This window comes from Paraburkholderia rhizosphaerae, assembly GCF_004366595.1.
Lineage (GTDB): Bacteria > Pseudomonadota > Gammaproteobacteria > Burkholderiales > Burkholderiaceae > Paraburkholderia > Paraburkholderia rhizosphaerae.
In genome coordinates this window covers 13,019-38,227 of sequence record NZ_SORE01000039.1, presented here as the reverse complement: position 1 = coordinate 38,227, position 25,209 = coordinate 13,019, and the positions used below count along the sequence as shown (strand labels likewise).

Below are 25,209 nucleotides of genomic sequence, written 5' to 3'. Positions count from 1 at the left end.
GCTTACGTTTGACCCGTCTGCGCCGCTCAAAGTAAAATCGCGTGTTTTGCGCGTGCTGCGGAAGCTTGCAGTCAGATAGGTTCACGGAACCGGGACGAACGACGAAGCGGAATTCGTCCACCATTCATGACATCAGGGCAACGGGCAAACGATGGCGAAGCAACGAGCAAAGCTGGTAGTGGGCAACTGGAAAATGCATGGGCGGCTTGCGGACAACAAGGTGTTGTTGCAGGCGGTGTCGCAAGGCGCTGACGCATTGCCGGAGTATGTGGGGGTCGGTGTTTGCGTGCCGTGTCCGTATCTTCCTCAGGCGCAGGCGCTGTTGAACGGCGGCCGCGTCGCGTGGGGCGTGCAGGATGTGTCCGCGCACGCGCAAGGTGCGTTCACCGGTGAAGTGGCGGCGGCGATGGCGGCGGAGTTCGGCGCGTCGTATGCGATCGTCGGTCACTCCGAGCGACGCGCCTATCATCTCGAAAGCGCTGAACTCGTCGCGACGAAAACTCAGCGCGCGCTCGAGGCAGGGTTGACGCCTATCGTCTGTGTCGGCGAAACGCTTGTGCAGCGTGAAGCGGGTGATACCGAACGCGTGGTGGGCATGCAGATCGACGAAGTGCTCGCGGCGCTGTCGCCCGATGACACCGCGCGCATCGTGGTTGCGTACGAACCAGTCTGGGCGATCGGCACCGGCAAGACGGCGAGCGCAGAACAGGCTCAAGCTGTTCACGCTTTTTTGCGTGCGCGTCTGGCTGCGAAAAGCGAAGCGGCGGCGGAACGCGTAGCGTTGTTGTATGGCGGTAGTGTGAAACCGGATAACGCGGAACACCTGTTTCGCCAGCAGGACATCGACGGCGGCCTGATCGGCGGCGCGTCGCTGAAGCACCTCGATTTTCTTGCGATCTGCCAGGCGGCCGTCGCGGCGAATGCGGTGCGGTAACCCGTGCGATGCATGAAGTGCATCGCGGGTAGCGTATGACCGGATCGAGGTTGATCGTTGATCAATCCCTGGTTCGATCGATAATTCGATTGTTGCGCGCTGCGTAGTTCTACGTTGCGTCTTTAAATAAAGACTCGGGTGAGTGTAATGCTGTATTTGAAAACATTGATCATCGTCGTGCAGCTGCTGTCGGCGCTTGGCATTATCGGCCTCGTGCTGCTTCAGCACGGCAAGGGCGCGGACATGGGCGCGGCGTTCGGCAGCGGCGCGTCGGGCAGTCTGTTCGGCGCGACGGGTTCGGCGAACTTCCTGTCGCGTACGACTGCGGTGCTGGCCGCCGTCTTCTTTGTCACGACGCTTGCGCTGACATACATGAGCGCGTACCACGCGAAGCCTTCGGCAGGTGTCCTTGGTACTGCGGCAACGACCAGCGCACCCGCTGTTCCATCCGCTGCGTCTCCGGCCACTGCCGCGACGGCGCCTGCTGTAGCAGCGTCGGGTCCCGCGAAGGCCGCGCCTGCATCGCCTGCGGCTGCTTCGGCACCTGGTCAGGATGTTCCGAAATAATTTTCGAACCGTCCGACTTTGTGCGTTGAACAAACTGTTTAAACCAGTTACAATTCAAGTCTTGAAGCGATTCGCGGCTTTTATAAGTTGATTTCCCGGATTGCAGACAGTGCCGACGTGGTGAAATTGGTAGACACGCTATCTTGAGGGGGTAGTGGCGCAAGCTGTGCGAGTTCGAGTCTCGCCGTCGGCACCAATGTTATCTAGACGTTATCCTAATGCCAGCCGCTTGCTTCGCTTCGGCTGGCATTTTCACTTCTAGTGAGCTGCTTGCCATACGCTTACAACAGCAAGCATGCCGAAGTGTTCGCGTCGGGGGAGGGGTCTGCTCCCGGCATCTGGTGGCATCAGAACCAACCGATTGAGGATAGTCTTGAACCTCGCAGCCTATTTCCCCGTATTGCTGTTCCTCCTCGTGGGCACCGGTTTAGGCGTAGCACTGGTCAGCATCGGCAAGATCCTCGGTCCCAACCGGCCAGATAGCGAAAAGAACGCGCCGTACGAATGCGGCTTCGAAGCGTTCGAAGATGCGCGCATGAAGTTCGACGTGCGCTACTACCTGGTCGCCATCCTGTTCATCATTTTCGATCTCGAAACCGCGTTCCTGTTTCCGTGGGGTGTTGCGCTGCGCGACATCGGCTGGACGGGCTTCCTTTCGATGATGATTTTTCTGCTCGAATTCCTGCTGGGCTTCGCCTATATCTGGAAGAAAGGCGGCCTCGACTGGGAATGACGGGTCCAATTGCCGGTTTGCAGGGCGGCCTACGCTAGCTGCCCGTCTGGAGTGGAAAGCAAATGAGTATTGAAGGGGTCTTGAAGGAAGGGTTTGTCACCACGACGGCTGACAAACTGATCAACTGGACGCGCACCGGCTCGCTGTGGCCGATGACGTTCGGTCTCGCCTGTTGCGCGGTCGAGATGATGCATGCGGGCGCGGCCCGCTATGACCTTGACCGTTTCGGCGTGGTGTTTCGTCCGAGTCCGCGTCAGTCGGACGTGATGATCGTCGCCGGCACGCTGTGCAACAAGATGGCGCCCGCGCTGCGCAAGGTGTACGACCAGATGGCCGAGCCGCGCTGGGTGATTTCGATGGGCTCGTGCGCGAACGGTGGTGGCTATTACCACTACTCGTACTCGGTCGTGCGCGGCTGCGATCGTATCGTGCCGGTCGACGTCTACGTGCCGGGCTGCCCGCCGACGGCCGAAGCGCTCGTCTACGGCGTGATCCAGCTGCAAGCGAAGATCCGTCGCACCAACACTATCGCCCGTCAATAACGCCCACGCCCTCCCCACAATATGGCAACCAAACTCGAGACCCTCAAAGCGAATCTCGAGGCGGCCTTTGGCGGCCGTCTGTCGAGCATCACGGAATCGGTCGGTGAACTGACGATCGTCGTGAAGGCAAGCGAATACCTCGACGTGGCGAAACAGCTGCGCGACGATGCGTCACTTAAGTTCGAACAGCTGATCGATCTGTGCGGCGTCGACTATCAGACCTACGGCGACGGCGCGTATGAAGGTCCGCGCTTCGCGGCGGTGCTGCATCTACTGTCCGTTTCGAAGAACTGGCGCGTGCGCGTGCGCGTGTTCGCACCGGACGACGGTCTGCCGATCGTGCCGTCGGTGGTCGACGTGTGGAACTCGGCGAACTGGTACGAGCGCGAAGCGTTCGACCTGTACGGCATCGTGTTCGAGGGTCATCCGGACCTGCGCCGCATCCTGACCGACTATGGCTTTATCGGCCACCCGTTCCGCAAGGATTTCCCGATCTCCGGTTACGTCGAAATGCGTTACGACCCGGAAGAAAAGCGCGTCGTCTATCAGCCGGTGACGATCGAGCCGCGTGAAATCACGCCGCGCGTGATCCGCGAAGATCGCTATGGCGGTCTGAAACATTAAGAGAACGCCATGGCAGAGATCAAAAACTACACGCTTAACTTCGGCCCGCAGCACCCGGCAGCGCACGGCGTGCTGCGCCTCGTGCTGGAGCTCGACGGCGAAGTGATCCAGCGCGCCGATCCGCACATTGGTCTATTGCACCGTGCGACTGAAAAGCTCGCGGAAAACAAGACGTTTATTCAGTCGGTGCCGTATATGGACCGTCTCGACTACGTGTCGATGATGGTGAACGAACACGGTTACGTGCTTGCGATCGAAAAGCTGCTCGGCATCGATGTGCCGATTCGCGCGAAGTACATCCGCGTGATGTTCGATGAAGTGACCCGCGTGCTGAACCACCTGATGTGGATCGGCGCGCATGCGCTCGACGTCGGCGCGATGGCGGTGTTCCTGTACGCGTTCCGCGAGCGCGAAGACCTGATGGACGTCTACGAGGCGGTGTCGGGCGCGCGGATGCACGCCGCATATTATCGCCCGGGCGGTGTCTATCGCGACTTGCCGGACGCAATGCCGCAATACAAGGCGTCGAAAATCCGCAATGCGAAGGCGCTGTCGAAGATGAACGAGAGCCGCCAGGGTTCGCTGCTCGACTTTATCGAAGACTTCTTCAACCGCTTCCCGAAGTGCGTCGACGAATACGAGACGCTGCTCACCGACAACCGGATCTGGAAGCAGCGTCTGGTCGGAATTGGCGTCGTGAGCCCCGAGCGCGCGCTGCAAATGGGCCTGACCGGCGCCATGCTGCGCGGTTCGGGCGTCGAGTGGGACCTGCGCAAGAAGCAGCCTTACGAAATTTACGACCAGATGGATTTCGATATTCCGGTCGGCGTGAACGGAGATTGTTACGACCGCTACCTGGTGCGCGTTGAAGAAATGCGCCAGTCGACGCGTATCGTCAAACAATGTATTGATTGGCTTCGCAAGAATCCTGGCCCCGTGATGATCGACAATCATAAGGTGGCGCCGCCGTCGCGCGTCGGGATGAAGTCGAACATGGAAGAGCTGATCCACCATTTCAAGCTCTTTACCGAAGGCTTCCATGTGCCTGAAGGCGAGTCGTATGCGGCGGTCGAGCATCCGAAGGGCGAGTTCGGCATCTATCTGATTTCGGATGGCGCGAACAAGCCGTATCGCCTGAAGATTCGCGCGCCGGGCTACGCGCACTTGTCCGCGCTCGACGAAATGGCGCGCGGCCACATGATCGCCGACGCAGTGACGATCATCGGCACGCAGGACATCGTGTTCGGCGAAGTGGATCGCTAACGCATTTTTCATCGAGGCTCGCGCGCGAAAGTAGTGTCAGCGCGCGTGAGACAAGGGGCGAGGCAAGAACGCCGGGTCTGTCGCAACATGTGGCGAGCGACAGGTTTTCGTTCGGTAGGAATTGAAAGAGTCGTGTCTGAAAATGATCTCAGCTGAAGGCCTGAAAGAAATCGATCGTGCGCTGACGAAGTATCCCGCCGATCAGAAACAATCCGCCGTGATGGCGGCGCTGGCCGTTGCGCAGGACGAACATGGCTGGCTGTCGCCCGATCTGATGGAGTACGTCGCGAGCTATCTCGGCATGCCGTCGGTGGCCGTGCAGGAAGTCGCAACGTTCTACACGATGTTCGAGACGTCGCCGGTCGGCAAGCACAAGATCACGCTCTGCACGAACCTGCCGTGTCAACTCGGCCCGGATGGCGGCTCCGAAAGCGCCGCTGAATATCTTAAGCAGAAGCTCGGTATCGACTTCGGCGAAACCACCGCGGACGGCAAGTTCACGCTCAAAGAGGGCGAGTGCATGGGCGCGTGCGGCGATGCGCCAGTGATGCTCGTGAACAACCACCGTATGTGCAGCTTCATGAGCCGCGAGAAGATCGACCAGTTGCTCGAGGAACTTTCGAAATGACGTCTCTACACGATCGTCACATCAAGCCGCTGATTCTCGCCGGCCTGAACGGTGAGAACTGGCATCTCGAAGATTACGTCGCGCGTGGCGGCTACAAGCAGCTGCGCCGCATCCTGGAAGAAAAAATCCCGCCGGAGCAGGTGATCGCGGATGTGAAGGCATCGGGCCTGCGTGGTCGCGGCGGTGCGGGCTTTCCGACCGGCCTGAAGTGGAGCTTCATGCCGCGTCAGTTCCCGGGGCAGAAGTACCTCGTCTGCAATTCTGACGAAGGCGAACCGGGTACGTTCAAGGACCGCGACATCCTGCGCTGGAATCCGCACGCATTGATCGAAGGCATGGCGATCGGCGCGTATGCGATGGGTATCACGGTCGGCTACAACTATATTCATGGCGAGATTTTCGCCGAGTACCTGCGCTTTGAAGAGGCGCTGGAAGAAGCGCGCCGCGCGGGCTTCCTCGGCGACAACATCATGGGCTCGGGCTTCTCGTTCCAGCTGCATGCGCACCACGGTTACGGCGCGTATATCTGCGGCGAGGAAACCGCTCTGCTCGAATCGCTGGAAGGCAAGAAGGGCCAGCCGCGCTTCAAGCCGCCGTTCCCGGCGAGCTTCGGCGTGTACGGCAAGCCGACCACGATCAACAACACCGAAACGTTCGCCGCGGTGCCGTTCCTGCTCACCGTCGGTCCGCAGACGTATCTGGAACTCGGCAAGCCGAACAACGGCGGCACGAAAATCTTCTCGGTGTCCGGCGACGTCGAGCGTCCGGGCAACTACGAAGTGCCGCTCGGCACACCGTTTTCGACGCTGATGGAGCTCGCCGGCGGCATGCGCGGCGGCAAGAAGCTGAAGGCGGTGATTCCGGGCGGTTCGTCGGCGCCGGTGATTCCGGGCGACATCATGATGCAGACCGACATGGATTACGATTCGATCGCGAAGGCCGGATCGATGCTCGGTTCGGGCGCGGTGATCGTGATGGACGAGACGCGCTGCATGGTGCGCTCGCTGCTGCGCCTGTCGTACTTCTACTATGAAGAGTCGTGCGGCCAGTGCACGCCGTGCCGTGAAGGCACCGGCTGGCTGTATCGCGTCGTGCATCGCATCGAACACGGTCTGGGCCGCAAGGAAGACCTGGATCTGTTGAACTCGGTTGCCGAAAACATCATGGGCCGCACGATCTGTGCGCTCGGCGATGCGGCGGCGATGCCGGTGCGCGGCATGCTGAAGCACTACTGGGACGAGTTCGAGTACCACGTCGCGAACAAGCGCTGCCTTGTCGGCGGCCACGCCGGCGCGGCGGCGGTGTCGGAAACCGTCGCTGCATAAAAGAAGCAGAACGTCGAATGCAGATTCATCGTGTGCCGCACGGTGCGCGTCACGATGAACGGGGCGAACGATTGAGCGGTATCAGGTTAAGGAAGATTGACCATCATGGTTGAACTCGAAATAGACGGCAAAAAGGTCGAGGTACCTGAAGGCAGCATGGTGATCCAGGCTGCGCATAAGGTCGACACATACGTGCCGCATTTCTGCTATCACAAGAAGCTGTCGATCGCGGCGAATTGCCGGATGTGTCTCGTTGACGTCGAGAAAATGCCGAAGGCGGTGCCCGCCTGCGCAACGCCGGTGTCGCAAGGCATGGTCGTGCGGACGAAATCGGAGAAGGCGGTCAAGGGCCAGCAGGCGGTGATGGAATTCCTGCTGATCAACCATCCGCTCGATTGCCCGATCTGCGACCAGGGCGGCGAATGTCAGCTGCAGGATCTGGCGGTCGGCTACGGCAAGTCGTCGTCGCGCTACAACGAAGAAAAGCGCGTCGTGTTCCACAAGAATGTGGGCCCGCTGATCTCGATGGAAGAGATGACGCGCTGCATTCACTGCACGCGTTGCGTCCGCTTTGGCCAGGAAGTGGCCGGCGTGATGGAACTCGGCATGCTGAACCGCGGCGAGCATTCGGAGATCACGACGTTCGTCGGCAAGACGGTCGACTCGGAACTGTCGGGCAACATGATCGACCTGTGCCCGGTCGGCGCGCTGACCAGCAAGCCGTTCCGCTACAGCGCCCGCACGTGGGAACTGTCGCGCCGCAAGTCGGTGAGCCCGCACGATTCAGTCGGCGCGAATCTGGTCGTCCAGGTGAAAAACAACCGCGTGATGCGCGTGCTGCCGTTCGAGAACGAGTCGATCAACGAATGCTGGATCTCGGATAAAGACCGCTTCTCGTACGAAGGCCTCAATAGCGAAGAGCGCCTGACGAGGCCGATGCTCAAGCAGGGTGGCCAGTGGGTCGAAACCGATTGGCAAACAGCGCTCGAATATGTGTTCAACGGCTTGAACGGCATCAAGGGCGACCACGGTGCGAACGCGATCGCCGCACTCGGCAGCGCGCATAGCACGGTCGAAGAACTGTTCCTGCTCAAGCAACTGGCTCAGGCAATCGGCACACCGAACGTCGACTTCCGTTTGCGTCAGACCGATTTCTCCGCGCCGATGAACGGCACGCCGTGGCTCGGCGTGAAGATCGCCGATCTGTCGCTGATCGACGCCGCGTTCGTGGTCGGCACGTCGTCGCTGCGGCGCGATCATCCGCTGTTTGCCGCGCGTCTGCGTCAGGCGGCGAAGGGCGGCGCGAAGCTCACGCTGCTGCAGGCGTCGAGCGACAACTCGCTGATCCCGCAAGCGCAGGTTATCGCCGCGGCGCCTTCCGCATGGTTGGACGAACTGGCGGCCATTGCCGCGGCTGTGTCCGAAGCGCGTGGCGTCGCGTTGCCGGAAGCGTTCGCAGGCACGCAAGCCACGGACGCCGCGAAGAAGGTCGCGGCAACGCTTACCACCGGCGAAAAGCGCGTTGTGCTGATCGGCAACGCTGCCGTCCGTCATCCGGAATTCGCGCGGATTCACGCAGCGGCCCAATGGATTGCGGACGCGACCGGCGCGACGCTCGGCTTTCTGACCGAAGCCGCGAACACGGTCGGTGCGCATCTGGTCGGGGCGCTGCCGGGCAACGGCGGTCTGAACGCACGCGAAGCGTTCGAGCAGCCGCGCAAAGGCTACCTGCTGCTGAACGTCGAACCGGAATTCGACACCGCAAATCCGGCGCAGGCGCTGGCCGCGTTGAACCAGGCGGAAATGGTCGTCGTGATGTCGGCGTTCAGGACCGGCGCGGACTACGCCGATGTGCTGCTGCCGATCGCGCCGTTCACTGAAACGGCCGGCACGTTCGTCAACGCGGAAGGCACGGTGCAGAGCTTTAACGGTGTCGTGCGGCCGCTCGGCGATGCGCGTCCCGCATGGAAGGTATTGCGTGTGCTGGGCAGCCTGCTCGGCGTGCCGGGCTTCGAATTCGACACCGCCGAAGAAGTGCGCGCGGCAGCGCTCGGCGATGCGGACCTGACGCCGCGCCTGTCGAACCGGACGGCTGCGACGGTCGCGCGCGGCAATGGCGGCACAAAAGCGGCAAACGGCTCGTTCGAACGGATCGCCGATGTGCCGATCTACCACGCGGACGCATTGGTGCGTCGTGCCGAATCGCTGCATCTGACGGCAGCGGCGCGCGCCGCGAACACCATCGGCCTGCCGGCTGGGCTGTTCGACAAGTTGGGTCTGAAGGACGGCGACGCGGTGCGCGTGCGCCAGGGGGAGCGTTCGGTGCAGGTGCCGGCCGTGCGCGATGCGAATCTTGCGGAGACGGTGGTCCGCGTGTCGGCGGCCACGCCTGCCGGTGCGGCGCTCGGCAGCCTGTTCGGTGAACTGCTGGTGGAGAAGGCGTAAATGAGCTTGTTCGATACGATCAACTCGGGCGGCAGTCAGCTTCTCGGCGTAGCCTGGCCGACGGTGTGGGCGCTGGTGCGCATCATCGTGGTGGCCGTCGTGATCCTGTTGTGCGTCGCGTACCTGATCCTCTGGGAGCGCAAGCTGATCGGCTGGATGCACGTGCGTCTCGGCCCGAACCGCGTCGGCCCCGGCGGCTCGCTGCAGCCGATCGCCGACGTGCTGAAGCTGTTGCTGAAGGAAGTGATCCAGCCGACTCAGGCGAGCCGCTGGATCTACCTGATCGCGCCGATCATGGTGGTGGTGCCGGCCTTCGCGATCTGGGCGGTGATTCCATTCCAGGCGGGCGCGGTGCTCGGCGACATCAACGCGGGCCTGCTGTACGCGATCGCGATCTCGTCGATCGGCGTGTACGGTGTGATTCTGGCCGGCTGGGCGTCGAACTCGAAATACGCGTTCCTCGGCGCCATGCGCGCGGCCGCGCAGATGGTGTCCTACGAGATCTCGATGGGCTTCGCGCTGGTCGTCGTGCTGATGACGGCCGGCAGCCTGAATCTGTCGGAGATCGTCGGCTCGCAGATGCGCGGGATGTTCGCGAGCATCGGCATCAACTTCCTGTCGTGGAACTGGCTGCCGCTGTTGCCGATGTTCGTTGTGTACTTCGTGTCGGGCATCGCCGAAACGAACCGGCATCCGTTCGACGTGGTGGAAGGGGAGTCGGAAATCGTCGCGGGTCACATGATCGATTACTCGGGGATGGCGTTCGCGCTGTTCTTCCTCGCCGAGTACATCAACATGATCGTGATCTCGGCGCTCGCGACGATCCTGTTCCTCGGCGGTTGGGACGCACCGTTCGGCTTCCTGTCGTTTATCCCGGGCGTCGTGTGGCTCGTTCTCAAGATATTTTGCCTGTTGTCGGTATTCATCTGGGTGCGTGCGACCTTCCCGCGTTATCGCTATGACCAGATCATGCGTCTGGGCTGGAAGGTGTTTATTCCGGTGACCGTGGTGTGGCTGGTGATCGTCGGCTTCTGGATCATGTCGCCGTTGAATATCTGGAAATAAAGGGCGGATTTGCAATGACCGCAATTCAAAACTTCTTCAAGACCTTCTTCCTGACCGAACTGCTGAAGGGTCTCGCGTTGACCGGACGCTATACGTTCCAGCGCAAGATCACCGTGCAGTTCCCGGAAGAAAAGACGCCGATCTCGCCGCGCTTTCGCGGTCTGCACGCGCTGCGCCGCTATGAAAACGGCGAAGAGCGCTGCATCGCGTGCAAGCTGTGCGAAGCGGTGTGTCCGGCGCTTGCCATCACGATCGAATCGGAAACGCGCGCGGACAATACGCGTCGCACGACGCGCTACGACATCGATCTGACCAAATGCATTTTCTGCGGATTCTGCGAAGAAAGCTGCCCCGTCGATTCGATCGTCGAAACGCATATTCTCGAATATCACGGCGAAAAGCGCGGTGATCTGTATTTCACGAAGGACATGCTGCTGGCCGTGGGCGACCGCTATGAAGCGGAAATCGCAGCAAACAAGGCAGCGGACGCGCCGTATCGTTGAAGTAGGAAATTGCATCACGAAGTCGCATTGGCCGCCCGGTTGGGGCGTTTCGGTGCGCAGCCCCTTGACTGTCGCGCTCGCGTGAATCGCGCAAGATGGTGTCGCGTAGAATGCGCGCGCGTGCGGCAAGTCCTGGGACCCAGCCTGACGATGGCCTAACGATGAACCGGTAATCATGGAATTCACGACCGTACTGTTCTACATCTTCGCGCTGCTCCTGACGGTGTCGGGGCTGAAGGTGATCACCTCGCGCAACCCGGTGGCTTCCGCGCTGTTCCTCGTGCTCGCGTTTTTCAACGCGGCCGCGATCTGGATGCTGCTGCAGGCCGAATTCCTCGGCATTCTGCTGGTGCTCGTGTACGTCGGCGCGGTGATGGTGCTGTTCCTGTTTGTCGTGATGATGCTGGACATCAATCTCGACGTGCTGCGCAAAGACTTCAAGCGCTTCGTGCCGATGGCGACCATCGTCGGTGCGATCATCGTGGTCGAGACCGCGCTGATCCTGTGGCACGGTTACGGCGCAACTGTGCAGCCGGTGCGCGACACCACCGCGGCCGCAGTTGCCGGAGCAGGCAGCACCGCGGACTGGTCGAACACGCGCCTGATCGGCAAGGTGATCTACACCGATTACATCTTCGCGTTCGAAGTGGCCGGCCTGATCCTGCTCGTCGCGATTATCGCGGCCATCGCATTGACCACGCGTCATCAGAAAGACAGCAAACGCCAGCGCATTTCCGATCAGGTATCGGTGCGCCGTCAGGACCGCGTGCGCGTCGTGAAGATGCCGGCGGAAGTCGCGCCGGCGCCCGAAGCCACCGAACCGGCCACGGCCGCGACGGCATCCGCAACGGCAGCAGCAGGTGCTGCGCCGGCAGCCAAAGCCTGAGCGCCCTGGAGGAGAAAAACATGTTGACCCTTGCTCATTACCTCGTGCTCGGCGCGATCCTCTTTGCGATCGCCGTCGTCGGCATTTTTCTGAACCGTCGCAACGTGATCATCATCCTGATGGCGATCGAACTGATGCTGCTGGCGGTGAACACCAATTTCGTCGCGTTCTCGCACTATCTCGGCGACATACACGGCCAGGTCTTCGTCTTCTTCGTACTGACGGTGGCAGCCGCCGAGGCGGCGATCGGCCTCGCGATTCTGGTGACCCTGTTCCGTAGCCTCGACACGATCAACGTCGAGGATCTCGATCAGCTCAAAGGTTAATTTCAGCGAAGTTCATTTCAGGTAAGCGGTTATGTCAACGACACTCAACGAAAACCTGCTGCTGGCCATCCCACTCGCGTCGCTCGCGGGTTCGCTGATCGCGGGCCTCTTCGGCAAGACGATCGGGCGTGCAGGCGCCCATTCGGTCACGATCCTCGGGGTCGCGATCTCGTTCGTCCTGTCGGCGATCGTGTTCCTCGACGTGCAGAACGGCGCGAGCTTCAATGCGACGATCTACGAATGGATGACGGTCGGCAAGCTGAAATTCGAGGTCGGCTTCCTCGTCGATACGATGACCGCGATGATGATGGTCGTCGTGACCTTCGTGTCGCTGATGGTGCACATCTACACGATCGGCTACATGGCGGGGGAGGACGGGTACCAGCGCTTCTTCTCGTACATCTCGCTGTTCACGTTCTCGATGCTGATGCTTGTGATGGCCAACAACTTCCTGCAGCTGTTCTTCGGCTGGGAAGCGGTGGGTCTCGTGTCGTACCTGCTGATCGGCTTCTACTACACGCGAGAGAGCGCGATCTACGCGAACATGAAAGCGTTTATCGTGAACCGGGTCGGCGACTTCGGCTTTCTGCTGGGCATCGGCCTGCTGCTCGCGTACTCCGGTTCGATGAACTACGGCGAAGTGTTCGCCAGGAGCCACGAACTCGCGTCGCTGACGTTCCCTGGCACCGACTGGGGCCTGTTGACGGTCGCGTGCATTTGCCTGTTCATCGGCGCGATGGGTAAGTCCGCGCAGTTCCCGCTGCACGTGTGGCTGCCGGACTCGATGGAAGGCCCGACGCCGATCTCCGCACTGATCCACGCGGCCACGATGGTGACCGCCGGTATTTTCATGGTCGCGCGGATGTCGCCGCTGTTCGAGCTGTCCGATGCAGCGCTTTCGTTCGTCATCGTGATTGGCTCGATTACCGCGCTGTTCATGGGCTTTCTCGGCGTCGTGCAGAACGACATCAAACGCGTGGTCGCGTATTCGACGCTGTCGCAACTCGGCTACATGACGATCGCGCTCGGCGCATCGGCGTACCCGGTCGCGATGTTTCACCTGATGACGCACGCGTTTTTCAAGGCGCTGCTGTTCCTTGGCGCCGGTTCGGTGATTATCGGTATGCATCATGACCAGGACATGCGCAACATGGGCGGCCTGTGGAAGTACATGCCGATCACATGGATCACGTCGCTGATCGGTTCGCTCGCACTGATCGGTACGCCGTTCTTCGCTGGCTTTTACTCGAAGGATTCGATCATCGACGCGGCGCATCTGTCGCATCTGCCAGGTTCGGGCTTCGCGTACTTCGCGGCGACGGCAAGCGTGTTCGTCACGGCGTTGTACTCGTTCCGCATGTACTTCATGGTGTTCCACGGCGAAGAGCGCTTCCGTGGCCCGAAGCACCCCGACTCGCCGATGGCGAAAGAAGCCGCGGCGCACGCGCACGACGATCATGGTCATGGCCACGACGATCACGGCCATGATCATGCGCACGTGCCGCACGAATCGCCGTGGGTGGTGTGGCTGCCGCTCGTGGCGCTGGCCATTCCGTCGGTGATCATCGGCGCGATCGCGATCCAGCCGCTGCTGTACGGTGGCTTCTTCGACCACGGCGTCGCGTTCGACAAGGTGATTTACATCGCCGACAACCATCCGGCGCTGCGCGAAATGGCCGAAGAGTTCCACGGCTGGTTCCAGATGGCGATTCACTCGTTCTCCGGTCTGCCGGTGTGGCTGTCGCTCGCAGGTGTGGTCGTCGCGTGGTTCCTGTACATCAAGCGTCCGGAACTGCCGGCGAAGATCCGCCAGACGTTCTCGCCGATCTACACGCTGCTCGACAACAAGTACTACATGGACAAGATCAACGAAGTCGTGTTCGCACGCGGCGCGGTGGCGATTGGCCGCGGTCTGTGGAAGGAAGGCGACGTCGTGGTGATCGACGGTATCGTCAACGGCAGCGCGCGCTTTATCGGCTGGTTCGCGAGCGTGATCCGCTTCCTGCAGTCCGGTTATATCTATCACTACGCGTTTGCAATGATCATCGGCATGTTGGGCCTCCTGACGCTGTTCGTCACGCTCGGCGGCAAATAAATAACGCGAGGAGACACCATGTATAACTATCCGATTCTCAGCATCGCGATCTGGATGCCGATCATTTTCGGCCTGGTCGTGCTCGCGGTCGGTAACGACCGCAATCCGGCGCCGGCGCGCTGGATTGCGCTGATCGGCTCGATCCTGAGCTTTATCGTGACGATCCCGCTGATCACCGATTTCGATCCGGACACGGCCAAGCTGCAGTTCGTCGAGCAGGCGCACTGGATCGACCGGTTCAACATCACGTATCACCTCGGTGTTGACGGCATTTCGATGTGGTTCGTGATCCTCACCGCGCTGATCACGATCATCGTCGTGGTCGCTGCGTGGGAAGTGATCACGAAGAACGTCGGGCAATATCTGGCCGCGTTCCTGATTCTGTCGGGCATCATGGTCGGCGTGTTCTCGTCCGCCGATGGTCTGCTGTTCTACGTGTTCTTCGAAGCAACGCTGATCCCGATGTACATCATCATCGGTGTCTGGGGCGGCGCGAACCGCGTGTATGCGGCGTTCAAGTTCTTCCTGTATACGCTGATGGGCTCGCTGCTGATGCTGGTCGGCCTGATCTATCTGTACACGAAGACCGGCACGTTCGATCTCGCGGCGTGGCACGCGGTGCAGTTGCCGATGGAACCGCAGGTGCTCCTGTTTATCGCGTTCTTCCTTGCGTTCGCGGTGAAGGTGCCGATGTGGCCGGTGCATACGTGGTTGCCTGACGCGCACGTCGAAGCGCCGACCGGCGGCTCGGTGGTGCTGGCGGCGATCATGCTGAAGCTCGGCGCGTACGGCTTCCTGCGCTTCTCGCTGCCGATCGCACCCGACGCAAGCCACTTCCTCGCGCCGGTCGTGATCACGCTGTCGCTGATCGCGGTGATTTACATCGGCCTCGTCGCGATGGTGCAGGCCGACATGAAGAAGCTGGTCGCGTACTCGTCGATCGCGCACATGGGCTTCGTTACGCTCGGCTTTTTCATCTTCAATCAGCTGGGCGTCGAAGGCGCGATCGTGCAGATGATCTCGCACGGCTTCGTGTCGGGCGCGATGTTCCTTTGCATCGGCGTGCTGTACGACCGGATGCATACGCGTCAGATCGCGGACTACGGTGGCGTGGTCAACACGATGCCGAAGTTCGCCGCGCTGGTGATGCTGTTCTCGATGGCGAACTGCGGACTGCCGGGTACCTCCGGTTTCGTCGGCGAGTTCATGGTGATCCTGGCCGCGGTCCAGTACAACTTCTGGATTGCGTTCGGCGCCGCGTTCACGCTGATTCTCGGCGCCGGGTACACGCTGTGGATGTACAAGCGCGTGTACTTCGGCGCGGTCGGCAACGACCACGTGAGGAAGCTGATCGACGTGAACGGCCGCGAGTTCTTCATGCTGATCGTGCTCGCCGCGTTGACGCTGTTCATGGGCTTGTATCCGAAGCCTTTCTCTTCAGTGATGCATGCGTCCGTGGAAAACCTCCTTACCCACGTATCGCAGTCGAAGCTGCCGCTGTCTCAGTAGAGCAGAGCGGAGGAATCAGAAAATCATGCAAAACGCCCCTATGAGTGCTCTGCTACCTGACGCGCTGTTGATGGCTGCGGTCGTCGTCGCCTGGCTCAACGATACGTTTGTCGGCCAGGCGGGCCGCCGCACCACGTACCTGATCTCGGTGTTCTCGACGCTGATTGCCGGTATCTGGTTCGGCGTGCTGGCACTCGACCCGACGCCGCACTACTTCTTCACGCGGATGTACATAGTCGACCCGTTCGCAAGCGTGATGAAAGCGGTGGTGTCGCTGGGCCTGACGGTCGCGCTGATCTACTCGCGCAAGTATCTGGAAGATCGCGATCTGTACCGCGGCGACTACTACCTGCTCGCGATGTTCTCGCTGCTCGGTCAGCTGATCATGATTTCCGGCAATAACTTCCTGACGCTGTATCTCGGTCTCGAGCTGATGTCGCTGTCGCTGTATGCGGTGATCGCGCTGCGTCGCGATGCAGCGCAGTCGAACGAAGCGGCGATGAAGTACTACGTGCTCGGTGCGCTCGCGTCCGGTTTCCTGCTGTACGGCATCTCGATGATCTACGGTGCGACCGGTTCGCTCGAACTGGGTGAAGTGCTGAAGGCGGTCGCGTCGGGCCGTATCAACGACGTGGTGCTGCTGTTCGGCGTGATCTTTATCGTCGCCGGTGTCGCGTTCAAGATGGGTGCGGTGCCGTTCCATATGTGGGTGCCCGACGTCTACCAGGGCGCGCCGACGGCAATGACGCTGATCGTCGGCGGCGGCCCGAAGGTAGCCGCATTCGCGTGGGGGCTGCGCTTCCTCGTGATGGGGCTGCTGCCGCTTGCCGTCGACTGGCAGGAGATGCTGATCATTCTGGCCGCGCTGTCGCTGATTGTCGGCAACATCACCGGTATCGTCCAGCGCAATGTGAAGCGGATGCTCGCGTACTCGGCGATCTCGAACATGGGCTTCGTGCTGCTCGGCCTGCTGGCCGGCGTGGTCGACGGCAAGACCGCGGCCGCCGCGAACGCGTACGGTTCGGCGATGTTCTACAGCATCGTCTACCTCGTGACGACGCTCGGTTCGTTCGGCGTTGTAATGCTGCTCGGCCGCCGCGATTTCGAAGCCGAAACGCTCGACGACTTCAAGGGCTTGAACCAGCGCAGCCCGGTGTTCGCATTCGTGATGATGGTGATGATGTTCTCGCTCGCAGGCATTCCGCCGACGGTCGGCTTCTACTCGAAGCTCGCGGTGCTCGAAGCGACGATGAACGCCGGCCTGACGTGGCTCGCGGTGCTGGCGGTGATCACGTCGCTGTTCGGCGCGTTCTACTACCTGCGCATCGTCAAGCTGATGTACTTCGACGAGCCGCAAGACACGTCGGTCATCGCCGCCGATTCAAGCAAGCGCATGCTGCTCGCGCTGAACGGTATCGCGGTGGTGGTGCTCGGCATCGTGCCGGGCCCGCTGATGTCGGTCTGCCTGCAGGCCATCTCTCATACGTTGCCGCTCTGATCAATGTCTGCTGCAGGGTGGTTTATCGTGCTGTTGGCGCTGGTGGGCGCCAACCTGCCGTTCGTGAATCAGCGTTTGTTCGCCGTCGTGCCGTTAAGGGCCGCGAAGAAAAGTGCGTGGATCCGGATTGGCGAAATGATCGTCCTTTATTTTGTGGTCGGCGCGTTCGGCTTCATGCTCGAAGCGCGCGCCGGGAACCGTTTCGAGCAGGGCTGGCAATTTTACGCAATTACTTTCAGCCTGTTCGTCGTATTCTCGTTTCCTGGCTTCACGTTTCAATATCTCGTCAAGCGGCGCTGACGGTTTCGGCCGCGGCGCCAACTGGCCGTCCAGAGGTCGCATATGGCTGAATCTACCGAACATCCGGAACATCATCACGCAGCATTGACCGAGACCCGTTTGTCCAGCAAGCGGGTGTACCAGGGGCCGTTCATGACGGTCAACTGCGACACCGTGCGCTTGCCGGACGGCAAGGAAGCGACGCGCGAATACGTCGTCCATTCCGGCGCAGTGATGGTGATTCCGTTGTTCGATGACGGCCGCGTGCTGATGGAACGCCAGTATCGCTACGCGACGGGCAAGGTGATGATCGAATATCCGGCCGGCAAGCTCGATCCGAACGAAGATGAACTGACCTGCGCAAAGCGCGAGCTCGAAGAGGAAACTGGTTACACGGCGCGCGAATATATCTACCTGACGCGTATCCATCCGATCATTTCGTATTCGACCGAATTCATCGACATCTACCTTGCGCGGGGGCTGACCGCCGGCAAGCAGAATCTCGACGAAGGCGAATTTATCGAAACGTTCATCGCGACGGTGCCCGAAGTGTCCGAATGGGTGCGCACCGGCGAACTCAGCGACGTGAAGACGATCATTGGCACGTTCTGGCTGGAGAAATTCCTGTCGGGCGCATGGCCGGTTCCGGCACCGGTCGAAGGTTGATCGCACGGCGCCACAGCGCGTCGAAAACCACAAAAAGAAAAGCGCAACCCCGGTGTCGGGTCGGGAGTACCATTGCGCTACGCGATAAGATCCCCATATAAATCAACGGGTGTTGGTTCGCGCGGCGCTTCGCCAGGCTCAACGTATCCAGTCATCATTGTGCCTCGCGGCCGGACCGATACCGGTGAAATGCCCTTTTACGAACGATCGTTCATAAACCATTTTTTTGCGCTAAACTCGTACGCAAGCCCTGATCCCAGATGAAGGTCCTCGATTTACAGTGTCCTCACGGCCATCGGTTCGAAGGCTGGTTTGCTTCTGCCGACGATTTCGAATCGCAGGCAAAGAGGCAGCTTGTCGAATGCCCGATTTGCGGTGCGAAGGAAGTGAGCCGTTTGCCCTCCGCGCCGCGGCTGAATCTGTCCGGCGCGAACGACGCGCAGTCGTCTTCGGACGCCGGCGCATCGCAGGCGCGTGAATGGCAGGCGCGCGCGATGCACGCGCTGCGCGAGGTGCTGGAAAAGACTGAGAACGTGGGCGACCGCTTCGCCGAGGAAGCGCGGCGCATTCACTACAACGAAGCGCCCGCACGCAATATTCGCGGTGTGACCACACCCGAAGATGCGAAAGCCCTGGTCGAAGAAGGCATCGACGTGATGCCGCTGCCGATTCCTGCCGCGCTGAAAGAGCCGCTGCAATAACGTGTGCGGTGTCCCGGCGGCTGACAGTGAAACGGCCGCGGCAGGGAGAGTCCGCACATGGATCTGAACACCACGCCCGCCGAAGACGCCTTTCGCGCCGACATTCGCGCGTGGCTCGAATCGAACCTTCCGCACGCGCTGCGCGACAAGGTCCTCCATCACAAACGTCTGAACCGCGACGACTACGCGAGCTGGCACCGGCTGCTTGGCCAGCGCGGCTGGTCCGCGGCTGCGTGGCCGCCGGAGTATGGCGGCCCGGGTTGGAACGCGACGCAGCGTCATATCTGGGACGACGAATGCGCGCGCGCCGGTGCACCGATCGTGCTGCCGTTCGGCGTGTCGATGGTCGCGCCGGTGCTGATGAAGTACGGCAGCGACGCGCAGAAGCGCCGCTATCTGCCGCGTATTCTCGATGGCACCGACTGGTGGTGTCAGGGCTACTCCGAACCGGGCGCGGGCTCGGACCTCGCATCGCTGCGCACGCGCGCCGAGCGCGATGGTGACCACTATGTCGTGAACGGCCAGAAAACCTGGACCACGCTCGGTCAGTACGCGGACATGATGTTCTGCCTCGTGCGCACCGACGGCGACGCGAAGAAGCAGGAAGGCATTTCATTTCTGCTGATCGACATGAAGACGCCCGGCATCACGGTGCGGCCGATCATCACGCTCGACGAAGACCACGAAGTCAACGAAGTGTTTTTCGACGACGTGAAAGTACCGCTCGACAATCTCGTCGGCGAAGAAAATCGCGGGTGGACCTACGCGAAATATCTGCTTGGCCATGAGCGGACCGGCATTGCGCGCGTCGCGAATTCGAAGCGCGAGATGGTGTTTCTGAAGCGGCTCGCGCTCGCGCAGAAAAAGAACGGCAAGCCGCTGCTGGATGACCCGTTATTTGCCGCGAAGGTCGCGAGCCTCGAGATCGATCTGATCGCGCTCGAAGTGACCGTGCTGCGTGTCGTCGCGAATGAAGCGCAAGGGCGCGGGCCGGGTCCGGAGGCGTCGTTGCTGAAAATCAAAGGCACGGAAATCCAGCAGGGGCTGACCGAATTGATGTTCGAAGCGATCGGTCCGCTCGCCGCACCGTTCGACGTGTCATTCCTCGAAAGCGCGCGCGCGCATAGCGTCGCGGGCGACGATGACGCGGCGCCGCTCGCCGCGTATTACTTCAACTATCGCAAGACGTCGATTTACGGCGGCTCGAACGAAATCCAGAAGAACATCATCGCGCAGATGATGCTCGGACTCTGAGGAGCGACGCATGGACTTCACGTTTAACGATGAACAGCAGCAACTCGCCGATGCGCTGCGCCGCTATCTGGACAAGCAATACGGGTTCGACGCGCGCGGCGCGATCATTCGCTCGGATGCGGGCGTGTCGGACGCGCAGTGGTCCGCGTTTGCCGAGCTTGGCTTGACCGCGTTGCCGGTGCCCGAAGCGCACGGCGGATTTGGCGGCAGTGCGATCGACATGCTGGTCGTGATGCAGCAATGCGGACGCGCGCTGGTCGTCGAGCCGTATTGGGCGACCGTGGTCGGTGTCGAGGCGCTGAGGCTCGCCGGAAGTGGGCAGAGTGACGACGCTGCCTTGCTCGAACGCGTCGCCCAAGGCGAACTCAAACTCGCGGTTGCGTTTCATGAGCCCGGTGCGCGCTACGACCTCTTCGCAGTCGACACGATCGCCGTCAAGAGTCAGGGCGATCTCTATCGGCTCGATGGTACGAAATCGGTCGTGCAGCACGGCGCGCAGGCAGACCATTGGATCGTGCCTGCGCGTGTGAATGGCGAAATCGCGCTATTTGTCGTGGCTCGCGACGCGGCGGGCGCGAACATCACCGACTACCGAACCATCGATGGCCAGCGCGCGGCGACATTGAAGTTCACGCAAACGCCCGCGCGTCGATTGAGCGGCCGGCATGCGGGCGCGGCGACCCTCGAGCATATCGCGGACTACGCAACCGTATTGCTGTGCGCGCAGGCGCTCGGCGCACTCGACGCGCTCAATCACGCGACGCTCGAATACACGAAAACGCGCGAGCAGTTCGGCGCGCCGATCGCGCGTTTTCAGGCACTGCAGCATCGGATGGTCGACATGATGATTCACACCGAGCAGGCGCGCTCGCTGACGTATCTGGCGGCGGTTCGTTACGCAAGCGCCGATGCTGCGGATGAACGACGCCGTGCGGTGTCCGCGGCGAAGGCGCGCATCGGCCAGGCGGCTCGCTTCGTCGGCCAGCAGGCCATCCAGCTGCACGGTGGCATGGGAATGACGAACGAAGTGGCGGCGGCCCATCTGTTCAAGCGTCTTTCAATCATCGAAACGACACTGGGTGACGTCGATCATCATCTCGCGCGCTTTGCGTCGTTGCCCGGTTTCGCGACCGTCGACGCGTGACCACCTGCGTGCTACTGCACCACACATGAGGACAAACATGGGATTGAGCTACGAAGACTTCGAGGTCGGCAAAACATATGAAATCGGCGAGCACACGTTTACCCATGACGAAATCGTCGCGTTCGCCACGCAGTTCGATCCGCAGCCGTTCCATGTCGATGATGCGCTGGCGGCCGCGTCGCCATTCGGCGGCTTGATCGCGAGTGGCTGGCATACCTGTTCGGTGATGATGGGCCTGCTGGTGCGCAACACATTTGCCGGGTCGACGTCGATGGGCTCGCCGGGCATCGACGATATCCGCTGGCTAAAGCCGGTGCGCGTCGGCGATACGATCCGGATGACGAACACGGTGCTGGACAAGCGCGTATCGGCAAGCAAGCCGGATCGCGGGATCGTGTCGACGCAATGGGACGGCATCAATCAGCACGGCGACACGGTGATCACCGTGCGGTCGAAAGGCATTTTCGGTTTGCGCAATCCCGCAAAGACGCCCGCGAAGGCGCAGGGGGCGGCCGCATGACGCCCGACGTGGATACGACCCGCATCGACAGCGCCGACGCGGTGCGCGCGCTGATTGGCGCGTTGCCGCGCGTGAGCGCGTGGGTCGAGATCGATCAGGCGAGCGTCGATCGCTTTGCCGAAGCGACCGGCGACCACCAGTGGATTCATGTCGATCCGCAACGCGCGCAGCGCGAATCGCCGTTCGGCGGTCCGATCGCGCATGGCTTTTTGACGTTGTCGCTGATCCCGGCGTTGCTCGATCGCACAATGCAGTTTGCACAGCGGCTTGGCGTCAACTACGGGCTCAATCGCGTGCGCTTCGTCGCGCCGCTACCGGTCGGCTCGCAGGTGCGGGCAAGCTTCGTGGTGGCGAGCGCGACCGATGTCGACGACGGCGGCGTGCAAGTGGTCTGGCGTGTGAGCCTCGAGCGCCAGGGCAGCGAACGGCCGGTATGCATCGCTGAGTTCATCACGCGGCACTATTTCTAGCGCGCTTTATCGCCGGCGGCACTTCCGCTTGACGCAGCGCCGGCCTCACGCGGCGCATACTTCGCCAGTTCGAGCTTCGCGATCGCATTGCGGTGCACTTCGTCCGGTCCGTCCGCGAAGCGCAGCGTGCGCGCCGACGTATACGCATACGCAAGCGGAAAATCGTCGCTCATCCCGGCCGCACCATGCGCCTGGATCGCCCAGTCGATCACCTGACATGCGATATTCGGCGCGACCACCTTGATCATCGCAATTTCGCCGCGCGCGCCTTTATTGCCAACCGTGTCCATCATGTACGCGGTTTTCAGCGTCAGGAGTCTTGCCTGTTCGATCATGCAGCGCGCTTCGGCGATGCGCTCCTGTGTGACTGTCTGCGCGGCGATCGGCTTGCCGAACGCGACACGCTGCAACACGCGCTTCGACATCAGTTCGAGCGCGCGTTCCGCGAGACCGATCAGCCGCATGCAGTGGTGAATGCGGCCAGGACCGAGGCGCCCCTGTGCGATTTCAAAACCGCGTCCTTCGCCGAGCAGCAGATTCGACGCCGGCACGCGTACGTTGTCGAGCGTGATTTCCATATGGCCATGCGGTGCATCGTCGTAACCGAATACCGTCAGCGGCCGATTCACGGTAATGCCGGTCGCGTCCGCGGGCACGAGAATCATCGACTGCTGCTGATGGCGCGGCGCATCCGGATCGGTCTTGCCCATCACGATATACAGCTTGCAGCGCGGATCGCCCGCTCCGGTCGACCACCACTTGTGGCCGTTGATTACATAGCTGTCGCCGTCGCGCACGATACGCGTTTGAATATTCGTGGCATCCGACGACGCGACTTCGGGCTCCGTCATCAGGAACGCCGAGCGGATCTGGCCTTCCAGCAGCGGCTCGAGCCATTCGCGTTTGTTCTCCGCGCTTGCGTAGCGCTCGAGCGTTTCCATATTGCCGGTGTCCGGCGCGTTGCAATTGAACACTTCGGGTGCCCATGGCACGCGGCCCATAATCTCGCACAACGGTGCGTATTCGAGATTCGTCAGACCCGCGCCGCGCTGCGAATCGGGCAGAAACAGATTCCATAACCCGGCGTCGCGCGCGCGCTGTTTGAGTGTTTCGACCAGTTCGGTCGGCAACCATGCATTGCCGTTTTGCCGGTTCAGTGCAATCTCGGCGGCGAATGCGCGCTCGTTCGGATAGATGTGTTCGTCGAAGAATGCGAGCAGCTTTTCGCGCAGTGCCTGTACTTTCGGTGTGTAATCGAAGTTCATCTTTGCCCTCGTGGATGGCTCGAAATCATTGCAGCCGGCGTGCTTTCAACGTGCGTTCAATTTCCTTCGATGGGCGTCAACTTCAGCGCACCTTCTGTGCGTAGCGCCATGCAAGCTCGGCCATCGGCCGCGCGCGGCGGCCGGCATCGAGCGCCTGCGCGCTGGCCGCGGTGCCGTCGACGACACGTTTCATGATGCCTTGCAGAATCGCGGCGATCCGGAACATGTTGTACGCGAGGTAGAAGTTCCAGTCGCCGCGAATCTCGAAGCCGGTGCGTGCGCAATAGCGTTCGACATAATGCGCTTCGTCGGGGATCCCGAGCGCGTGCCAGTCGAGGCCCGCGATGCCGCGAAACTGTGCCGGATCGACATGCCAGGCCATGCAGTGATACGCGAAATCGGCGAGCGGGTCGCCTAACGTCGACAGTTCCCAATCAAGGACGGCCAGCACGCGCGGTTCCCGCGGATCAAAAATCAGATTGTCGAGCCGATAGTCGCCATGCACGATCGACGCGCGCGCAGCGTTGTCGCTGGTGTCGTTCGTGTCGTGCGGAATGTGTTCGGGCAGCCATTCGATCAGCCGTTGCATCGCGTCGATCGGTTCGGTTTCGGAGGCCTGGTATTGGCGGCTCCAGCGGTTGATCTGTCGCACGAAGTAGTTGCCGGATTTACCGTAGCCGGACAGTCCGATCGCGGTCGCGTCGACGGTATGCAACGCGGCGATCACGCGGTTCATCTCGTCGTAGATCGCCGCGCGTTCATCGCGCGTCATGCCCGGCAGCGACTGATCCCACAGCACGCGACCGTCGACAAACTCCATCACGTAGAACGCGCGGCCGATCACGCTTTCGTCTTCGCATAACGCGAGCATCCGCGCGACGGGCACATCGGTGTCGCGCAGCGCGTGCATCACCCGGTACTCACGCTCGATCGCATGCGCGGAGGGCAGCAGCTTCGCCGCGGGGCCGGGTTTCGCGCGCATCACATACGCGCGTGACGGCGTGATCAGCTTGAACGTCGGATTCGACTGGCCGCCCGCGAACTGTTCGAGTGTCAGCGGACCGGCAAAGCCGTCGACGTGCGCGGCAAGCCAGGTCGCAAGCGCGACCGGATCGACGCGTTGCTGGTCCGTGAGCGGCCGGGTGCCGATAAACGCCGAATAGTCGGTGCGGCCGGCCGCTGCGTGTGACGGAGTCGTCGGTTGCGGCATTGTCTCCTCCTTGCCTTGTGTCGCATTGAAGGTTAGCTGCGCTTGTATTGAGTGAATTGCGCGTACAGCATTTCCATCGTCGTATTGCGGATATCGCGGTGCAGCGGCGACGGTGGCGAGTGATTGATCAGGCGCAGCACCCAGTCGCGCGGTGCGTCGCCGACATCGAGCGCATTGATGCAGCCGGTGGCCTGTGCGAGATGGCCGTAGAACGTGCGGCCACCGGCGGACAGCGCGTGCGAAAGAATGGCGCGATTCACACCGCCGTGCAGCACCAGCAGCACGCAGTCCCATGCGCGGTCGTCGCGCAACGCGGCCAGCGCGGGCAGCGTGCGGTCGAACAGCTGACCGATCGTTTCGCCGCCGAGAAACTTCATGTGCTCCGGCACGATTCCATCGAAGATGCCCAGAAAGGCGGCCTCGATATCGGTGTCCGGAATGCCGCCGAGCTTGCCGCCGCGAATTTCGAGCCATGCCGGTTCGATCTCGATGCCGATCTGCTGGCCGGTTTCGTCGAGCACGCATTGCGCGGTTTCGACGGTGCGCGGCAGGCCGCTTGCGATCACGCGATCGAAGCGGATCTGCTGTTCTGCAAACGCGCGGCCCGCGGCGCGTGCCTGCTCGCGGCCGTCGGGATTGAGCGGCACCGTATCCGGATCGATCATGCGTCCGGAGTCGTCGAAGTAGGTGACGTCGCCATGGCGCATCAGGTAGATCCGGCGGCGCTTCGGCAATTGATATTGCGGCATCGCGGGCG

The 25,209-nt window shown here is 61.5% G+C and carries 26 protein-coding genes and 1 tRNA gene; 24 read left to right on the top strand and 3 right to left on the bottom strand.

Features of this window, described 5'->3' with window-relative positions:
* The first annotated feature begins 151 nt into the window (after positions 1-151).
* The 24 genes from tpiA (at position 152) to BX592_RS31310 (ending at position 21,977) form a co-directional block, all read left to right on the top strand.
* Positions 152-934 (top strand): triose-phosphate isomerase, encoded by a 783-nt coding sequence (tpiA, locus tag BX592_RS31425; protein WP_134197189.1) that lies wholly within the window; start codon positions 152-154, stop codon positions 932-934.
* A gap of 147 nt (positions 935-1,081) precedes the next feature.
* Complete coding sequence (gene secG / locus BX592_RS31420; protein WP_134197188.1) at positions 1,082-1,501, top strand: preprotein translocase subunit SecG; 420 nt, start codon at positions 1,082-1,084, stop codon at positions 1,499-1,501.
* 111 nt (positions 1,502-1,612) lie between these two features.
* Positions 1,613-1,697 (top strand) — tRNA-Leu (locus tag BX592_RS31415).
* Between the two features lie 177 nt (positions 1,698-1,874).
* Entirely contained in the window at positions 1,875-2,234 is a 360-nt protein-coding gene (locus tag BX592_RS31410) for an NADH-quinone oxidoreductase subunit A (RefSeq protein WP_134197187.1), read from the top strand.
* A 62-nt stretch (positions 2,235-2,296) separates the two neighbouring features.
* Positions 2,297-2,776: a NuoB/complex I 20 kDa subunit family protein gene (locus BX592_RS31405; RefSeq protein ID WP_006052903.1), complete on the top strand. Its 480-nt coding sequence runs from the start codon at positions 2,297-2,299 to the stop codon at positions 2,774-2,776.
* A gap of 21 nt (positions 2,777-2,797) precedes the next feature.
* A complete protein-coding gene (locus tag BX592_RS31400) occupies positions 2,798-3,400 on the top strand; it encodes an NADH-quinone oxidoreductase subunit C (protein WP_134197186.1) in 603 nt (200 codons plus the stop codon).
* Between the two features lie 9 nt (positions 3,401-3,409).
* Positions 3,410-4,663 carry an NADH-quinone oxidoreductase subunit D gene (locus BX592_RS31395; RefSeq protein ID WP_134197185.1) on the top strand — a complete coding sequence of 418 codons (1,254 nt, stop codon included), beginning with the start codon at positions 3,410-3,412 and terminating at the stop codon, positions 4,661-4,663.
* Positions 4,664-4,805: 142 nt separating this feature from the next.
* Positions 4,806-5,291, top strand: a complete 486-nt coding sequence (gene nuoE, locus BX592_RS31390; protein ID WP_134197184.1) for an NADH-quinone oxidoreductase subunit NuoE — start codon at positions 4,806-4,808, stop codon at positions 5,289-5,291.
* The gene (gene nuoF, locus BX592_RS31385; protein WP_134197183.1) at positions 5,288-6,616 is read left to right on the top strand and encodes an NADH-quinone oxidoreductase subunit NuoF; all 1,329 of its coding nucleotides are present in this window, start codon (positions 5,288-5,290) and stop codon (positions 6,614-6,616) included. The genes nuoE and nuoF overlap by 4 nt, the downstream gene beginning before the upstream one ends.
* 105 nt (positions 6,617-6,721) lie before the next feature.
* Positions 6,722-9,061 carry an NADH-quinone oxidoreductase subunit NuoG gene (gene nuoG / locus BX592_RS31380; RefSeq protein ID WP_134197182.1) on the top strand — a complete coding sequence of 780 codons (2,340 nt, stop codon included), beginning with the start codon at positions 6,722-6,724 and terminating at the stop codon, positions 9,059-9,061.
* Positions 9,062-10,126 carry an NADH-quinone oxidoreductase subunit NuoH gene (gene nuoH / locus BX592_RS31375; RefSeq protein WP_134197181.1) on the top strand — a complete coding sequence of 355 codons (1,065 nt, stop codon included), beginning with the start codon at positions 9,062-9,064 and terminating at the stop codon, positions 10,124-10,126.
* Between the two features lie 14 nt (positions 10,127-10,140).
* A complete protein-coding gene (gene nuoI / locus BX592_RS31370) occupies positions 10,141-10,629 on the top strand; it encodes an NADH-quinone oxidoreductase subunit NuoI (protein WP_012401389.1) in 489 nt (162 codons plus the stop codon).
* A gap of 175 nt (positions 10,630-10,804) precedes the next feature.
* A complete protein-coding gene (locus BX592_RS31365) occupies positions 10,805-11,515 on the top strand; it encodes an NADH-quinone oxidoreductase subunit J (protein ID WP_134197180.1) in 711 nt (236 codons plus the stop codon).
* Between the two features lie 20 nt (positions 11,516-11,535).
* On the top strand, positions 11,536-11,841 hold the full coding sequence (gene nuoK / locus BX592_RS31360; RefSeq protein WP_134197179.1) for an NADH-quinone oxidoreductase subunit NuoK: 306 nt from the start codon (positions 11,536-11,538) through the stop codon (positions 11,839-11,841).
* A gap of 31 nt (positions 11,842-11,872) precedes the next feature.
* Positions 11,873-13,936 carry an NADH-quinone oxidoreductase subunit L gene (gene nuoL / locus BX592_RS31355; RefSeq protein WP_134197178.1) on the top strand — a complete coding sequence of 688 codons (2,064 nt, stop codon included), beginning with the start codon at positions 11,873-11,875 and terminating at the stop codon, positions 13,934-13,936.
* Between the two features lie 18 nt (positions 13,937-13,954).
* On the top strand, positions 13,955-15,445 hold the full coding sequence (locus BX592_RS31350) for an NADH-quinone oxidoreductase subunit M (RefSeq protein WP_134197177.1): 1,491 nt from the start codon (positions 13,955-13,957) through the stop codon (positions 15,443-15,445).
* 25 nt (positions 15,446-15,470) lie between these two features.
* Positions 15,471-16,943, top strand: coding sequence for an NADH-quinone oxidoreductase subunit NuoN (gene nuoN / locus BX592_RS31345; protein WP_134197176.1), 1,473 nt, complete (start codon positions 15,471-15,473; stop codon positions 16,941-16,943).
* Between the two features lie 3 nt (positions 16,944-16,946).
* A complete protein-coding gene (locus BX592_RS31340) occupies positions 16,947-17,243 on the top strand; it encodes a DUF2818 family protein (protein ID WP_134197175.1) in 297 nt (98 codons plus the stop codon).
* A 42-nt stretch (positions 17,244-17,285) separates the two neighbouring features.
* Positions 17,286-17,888, top strand: a complete 603-nt coding sequence (locus BX592_RS31335; RefSeq protein ID WP_134197174.1) for an NUDIX domain-containing protein — start codon at positions 17,286-17,288, stop codon at positions 17,886-17,888.
* A 260-nt stretch (positions 17,889-18,148) separates the two neighbouring features.
* Entirely contained in the window at positions 18,149-18,589 is a 441-nt protein-coding gene (locus tag BX592_RS31330; protein WP_134197173.1) for a DUF1178 family protein, read from the top strand.
* A gap of 57 nt (positions 18,590-18,646) precedes the next feature.
* Complete coding sequence (locus BX592_RS31325) at positions 18,647-19,843, top strand: acyl-CoA dehydrogenase family protein (RefSeq protein WP_134197172.1); 1,197 nt, start codon at positions 18,647-18,649, stop codon at positions 19,841-19,843.
* A 10-nt stretch (positions 19,844-19,853) separates the two neighbouring features.
* Complete coding sequence (locus BX592_RS31320; protein WP_134197171.1) at positions 19,854-20,987, top strand: acyl-CoA dehydrogenase family protein; 1,134 nt, start codon at positions 19,854-19,856, stop codon at positions 20,985-20,987.
* A 37-nt stretch (positions 20,988-21,024) separates the two neighbouring features.
* Positions 21,025-21,507 (top strand): MaoC family dehydratase, encoded by a 483-nt coding sequence (locus BX592_RS31315; protein ID WP_134197170.1) that lies wholly within the window; start codon positions 21,025-21,027, stop codon positions 21,505-21,507.
* A complete protein-coding gene (locus tag BX592_RS31310; protein WP_134197169.1) occupies positions 21,504-21,977 on the top strand; it encodes a MaoC family dehydratase in 474 nt (157 codons plus the stop codon). The genes BX592_RS31315 and BX592_RS31310 overlap by 4 nt, the downstream gene beginning before the upstream one ends.
* Here BX592_RS31310 and BX592_RS31305 read toward each other — a convergent pair.
* The 3 genes from BX592_RS31305 to BX592_RS31295 all read right to left on the bottom strand — a co-directional run bounded on the left by BX592_RS31305 (position 21,974) and on the right by BX592_RS31295 (position 25,201).
* Positions 21,974-23,242: an acyl-CoA dehydrogenase family protein gene (locus tag BX592_RS31305; protein WP_134197168.1), complete on the bottom strand. Its 1,269-nt coding sequence runs from the start codon at positions 23,240-23,242 to the stop codon at positions 21,974-21,976. The two genes, BX592_RS31310 and BX592_RS31305, sit on opposite strands and share 4 nt — an antisense overlap.
* Positions 23,243-23,324: 82 nt before the next feature.
* On the bottom strand, positions 23,325-24,452 hold the full coding sequence (locus tag BX592_RS31300; RefSeq protein ID WP_134197167.1) for a phosphotransferase: 1,128 nt from the start codon (positions 24,450-24,452) through the stop codon (positions 23,325-23,327).
* Between the two features lie 32 nt (positions 24,453-24,484).
* Complete coding sequence (locus BX592_RS31295; RefSeq protein WP_134197166.1) at positions 24,485-25,201, bottom strand: histidine phosphatase family protein; 717 nt, start codon at positions 25,199-25,201, stop codon at positions 24,485-24,487.
* Positions 25,202-25,209: the final 8 nt, after the last annotated feature.

Bases quoted from the DNA above. Each gene is read 5' to 3' on its own strand.
- BX592_RS31315 (WP_134197170.1), top strand. From the start codon at position 21,025: ATGGGATTGAGCTACGAAGACTTCGAGGTCGGCAAAACATATGAAATC.
- tpiA (WP_134197189.1), top strand. From the start codon at position 152: ATGGCGAAGCAACGAGCAAAGCTGGTAGTGGGCAACTGGAAAATGCAT.
- nuoE (WP_134197184.1), top strand. From the start codon at position 4,806: ATGATCTCAGCTGAAGGCCTGAAAGAAATCGATCGTGCGCTGACGAAG.
- nuoK (WP_134197179.1), top strand. From the start codon at position 11,536: ATGTTGACCCTTGCTCATTACCTCGTGCTCGGCGCGATCCTCTTTGCG.
- BX592_RS31400 (WP_134197186.1), top strand. From the start codon at position 2,798: ATGGCAACCAAACTCGAGACCCTCAAAGCGAATCTCGAGGCGGCCTTT.
- BX592_RS31300 (WP_134197167.1), bottom strand. From the start codon at position 24,452: ATGCCGCAACCGACGACTCCGTCACACGCAGCGGCCGGCCGCACCGAC.
- nuoG (WP_134197182.1), top strand. From the start codon at position 6,722: ATGGTTGAACTCGAAATAGACGGCAAAAAGGTCGAGGTACCTGAAGGC.
- nuoF (WP_134197183.1), top strand. From the start codon at position 5,288: ATGACGTCTCTACACGATCGTCACATCAAGCCGCTGATTCTCGCCGGC.
- BX592_RS31405 (WP_006052903.1), top strand. From the start codon at position 2,297: ATGAGTATTGAAGGGGTCTTGAAGGAAGGGTTTGTCACCACGACGGCT.
- nuoH (WP_134197181.1), top strand. From the start codon at position 9,062: ATGAGCTTGTTCGATACGATCAACTCGGGCGGCAGTCAGCTTCTCGGC.
- BX592_RS31340 (WP_134197175.1), top strand. From the start codon at position 16,947: ATGTCTGCTGCAGGGTGGTTTATCGTGCTGTTGGCGCTGGTGGGCGCC.
- BX592_RS31395 (WP_134197185.1), top strand. From the start codon at position 3,410: ATGGCAGAGATCAAAAACTACACGCTTAACTTCGGCCCGCAGCACCCG.
- BX592_RS31325 (WP_134197172.1), top strand. From the start codon at position 18,647: ATGGATCTGAACACCACGCCCGCCGAAGACGCCTTTCGCGCCGACATT.
- BX592_RS31350 (WP_134197177.1), top strand. From the start codon at position 13,955: ATGTATAACTATCCGATTCTCAGCATCGCGATCTGGATGCCGATCATT.
- BX592_RS31365 (WP_134197180.1), top strand. From the start codon at position 10,805: ATGGAATTCACGACCGTACTGTTCTACATCTTCGCGCTGCTCCTGACG.
- nuoI (WP_012401389.1), top strand. From the start codon at position 10,141: ATGACCGCAATTCAAAACTTCTTCAAGACCTTCTTCCTGACCGAACTG.
- BX592_RS31305 (WP_134197168.1), bottom strand. From the start codon at position 23,242: ATGAACTTCGATTACACACCGAAAGTACAGGCACTGCGCGAAAAGCTG.
- BX592_RS31330 (WP_134197173.1), top strand. From the start codon at position 18,149: ATGAAGGTCCTCGATTTACAGTGTCCTCACGGCCATCGGTTCGAAGGC.
- BX592_RS31295 (WP_134197166.1), bottom strand. From the start codon at position 25,201: ATGCCGCAATATCAATTGCCGAAGCGCCGCCGGATCTACCTGATGCGC.
- nuoL (WP_134197178.1), top strand. From the start codon at position 11,873: ATGTCAACGACACTCAACGAAAACCTGCTGCTGGCCATCCCACTCGCG.
- secG (WP_134197188.1), top strand. From the start codon at position 1,082: ATGCTGTATTTGAAAACATTGATCATCGTCGTGCAGCTGCTGTCGGCG.
- BX592_RS31335 (WP_134197174.1), top strand. From the start codon at position 17,286: ATGGCTGAATCTACCGAACATCCGGAACATCATCACGCAGCATTGACC.
- BX592_RS31310 (WP_134197169.1), top strand. From the start codon at position 21,504: ATGACGCCCGACGTGGATACGACCCGCATCGACAGCGCCGACGCGGTG.
- nuoN (WP_134197176.1), top strand. From the start codon at position 15,471: ATGCAAAACGCCCCTATGAGTGCTCTGCTACCTGACGCGCTGTTGATG.
- BX592_RS31320 (WP_134197171.1), top strand. From the start codon at position 19,854: ATGGACTTCACGTTTAACGATGAACAGCAGCAACTCGCCGATGCGCTG.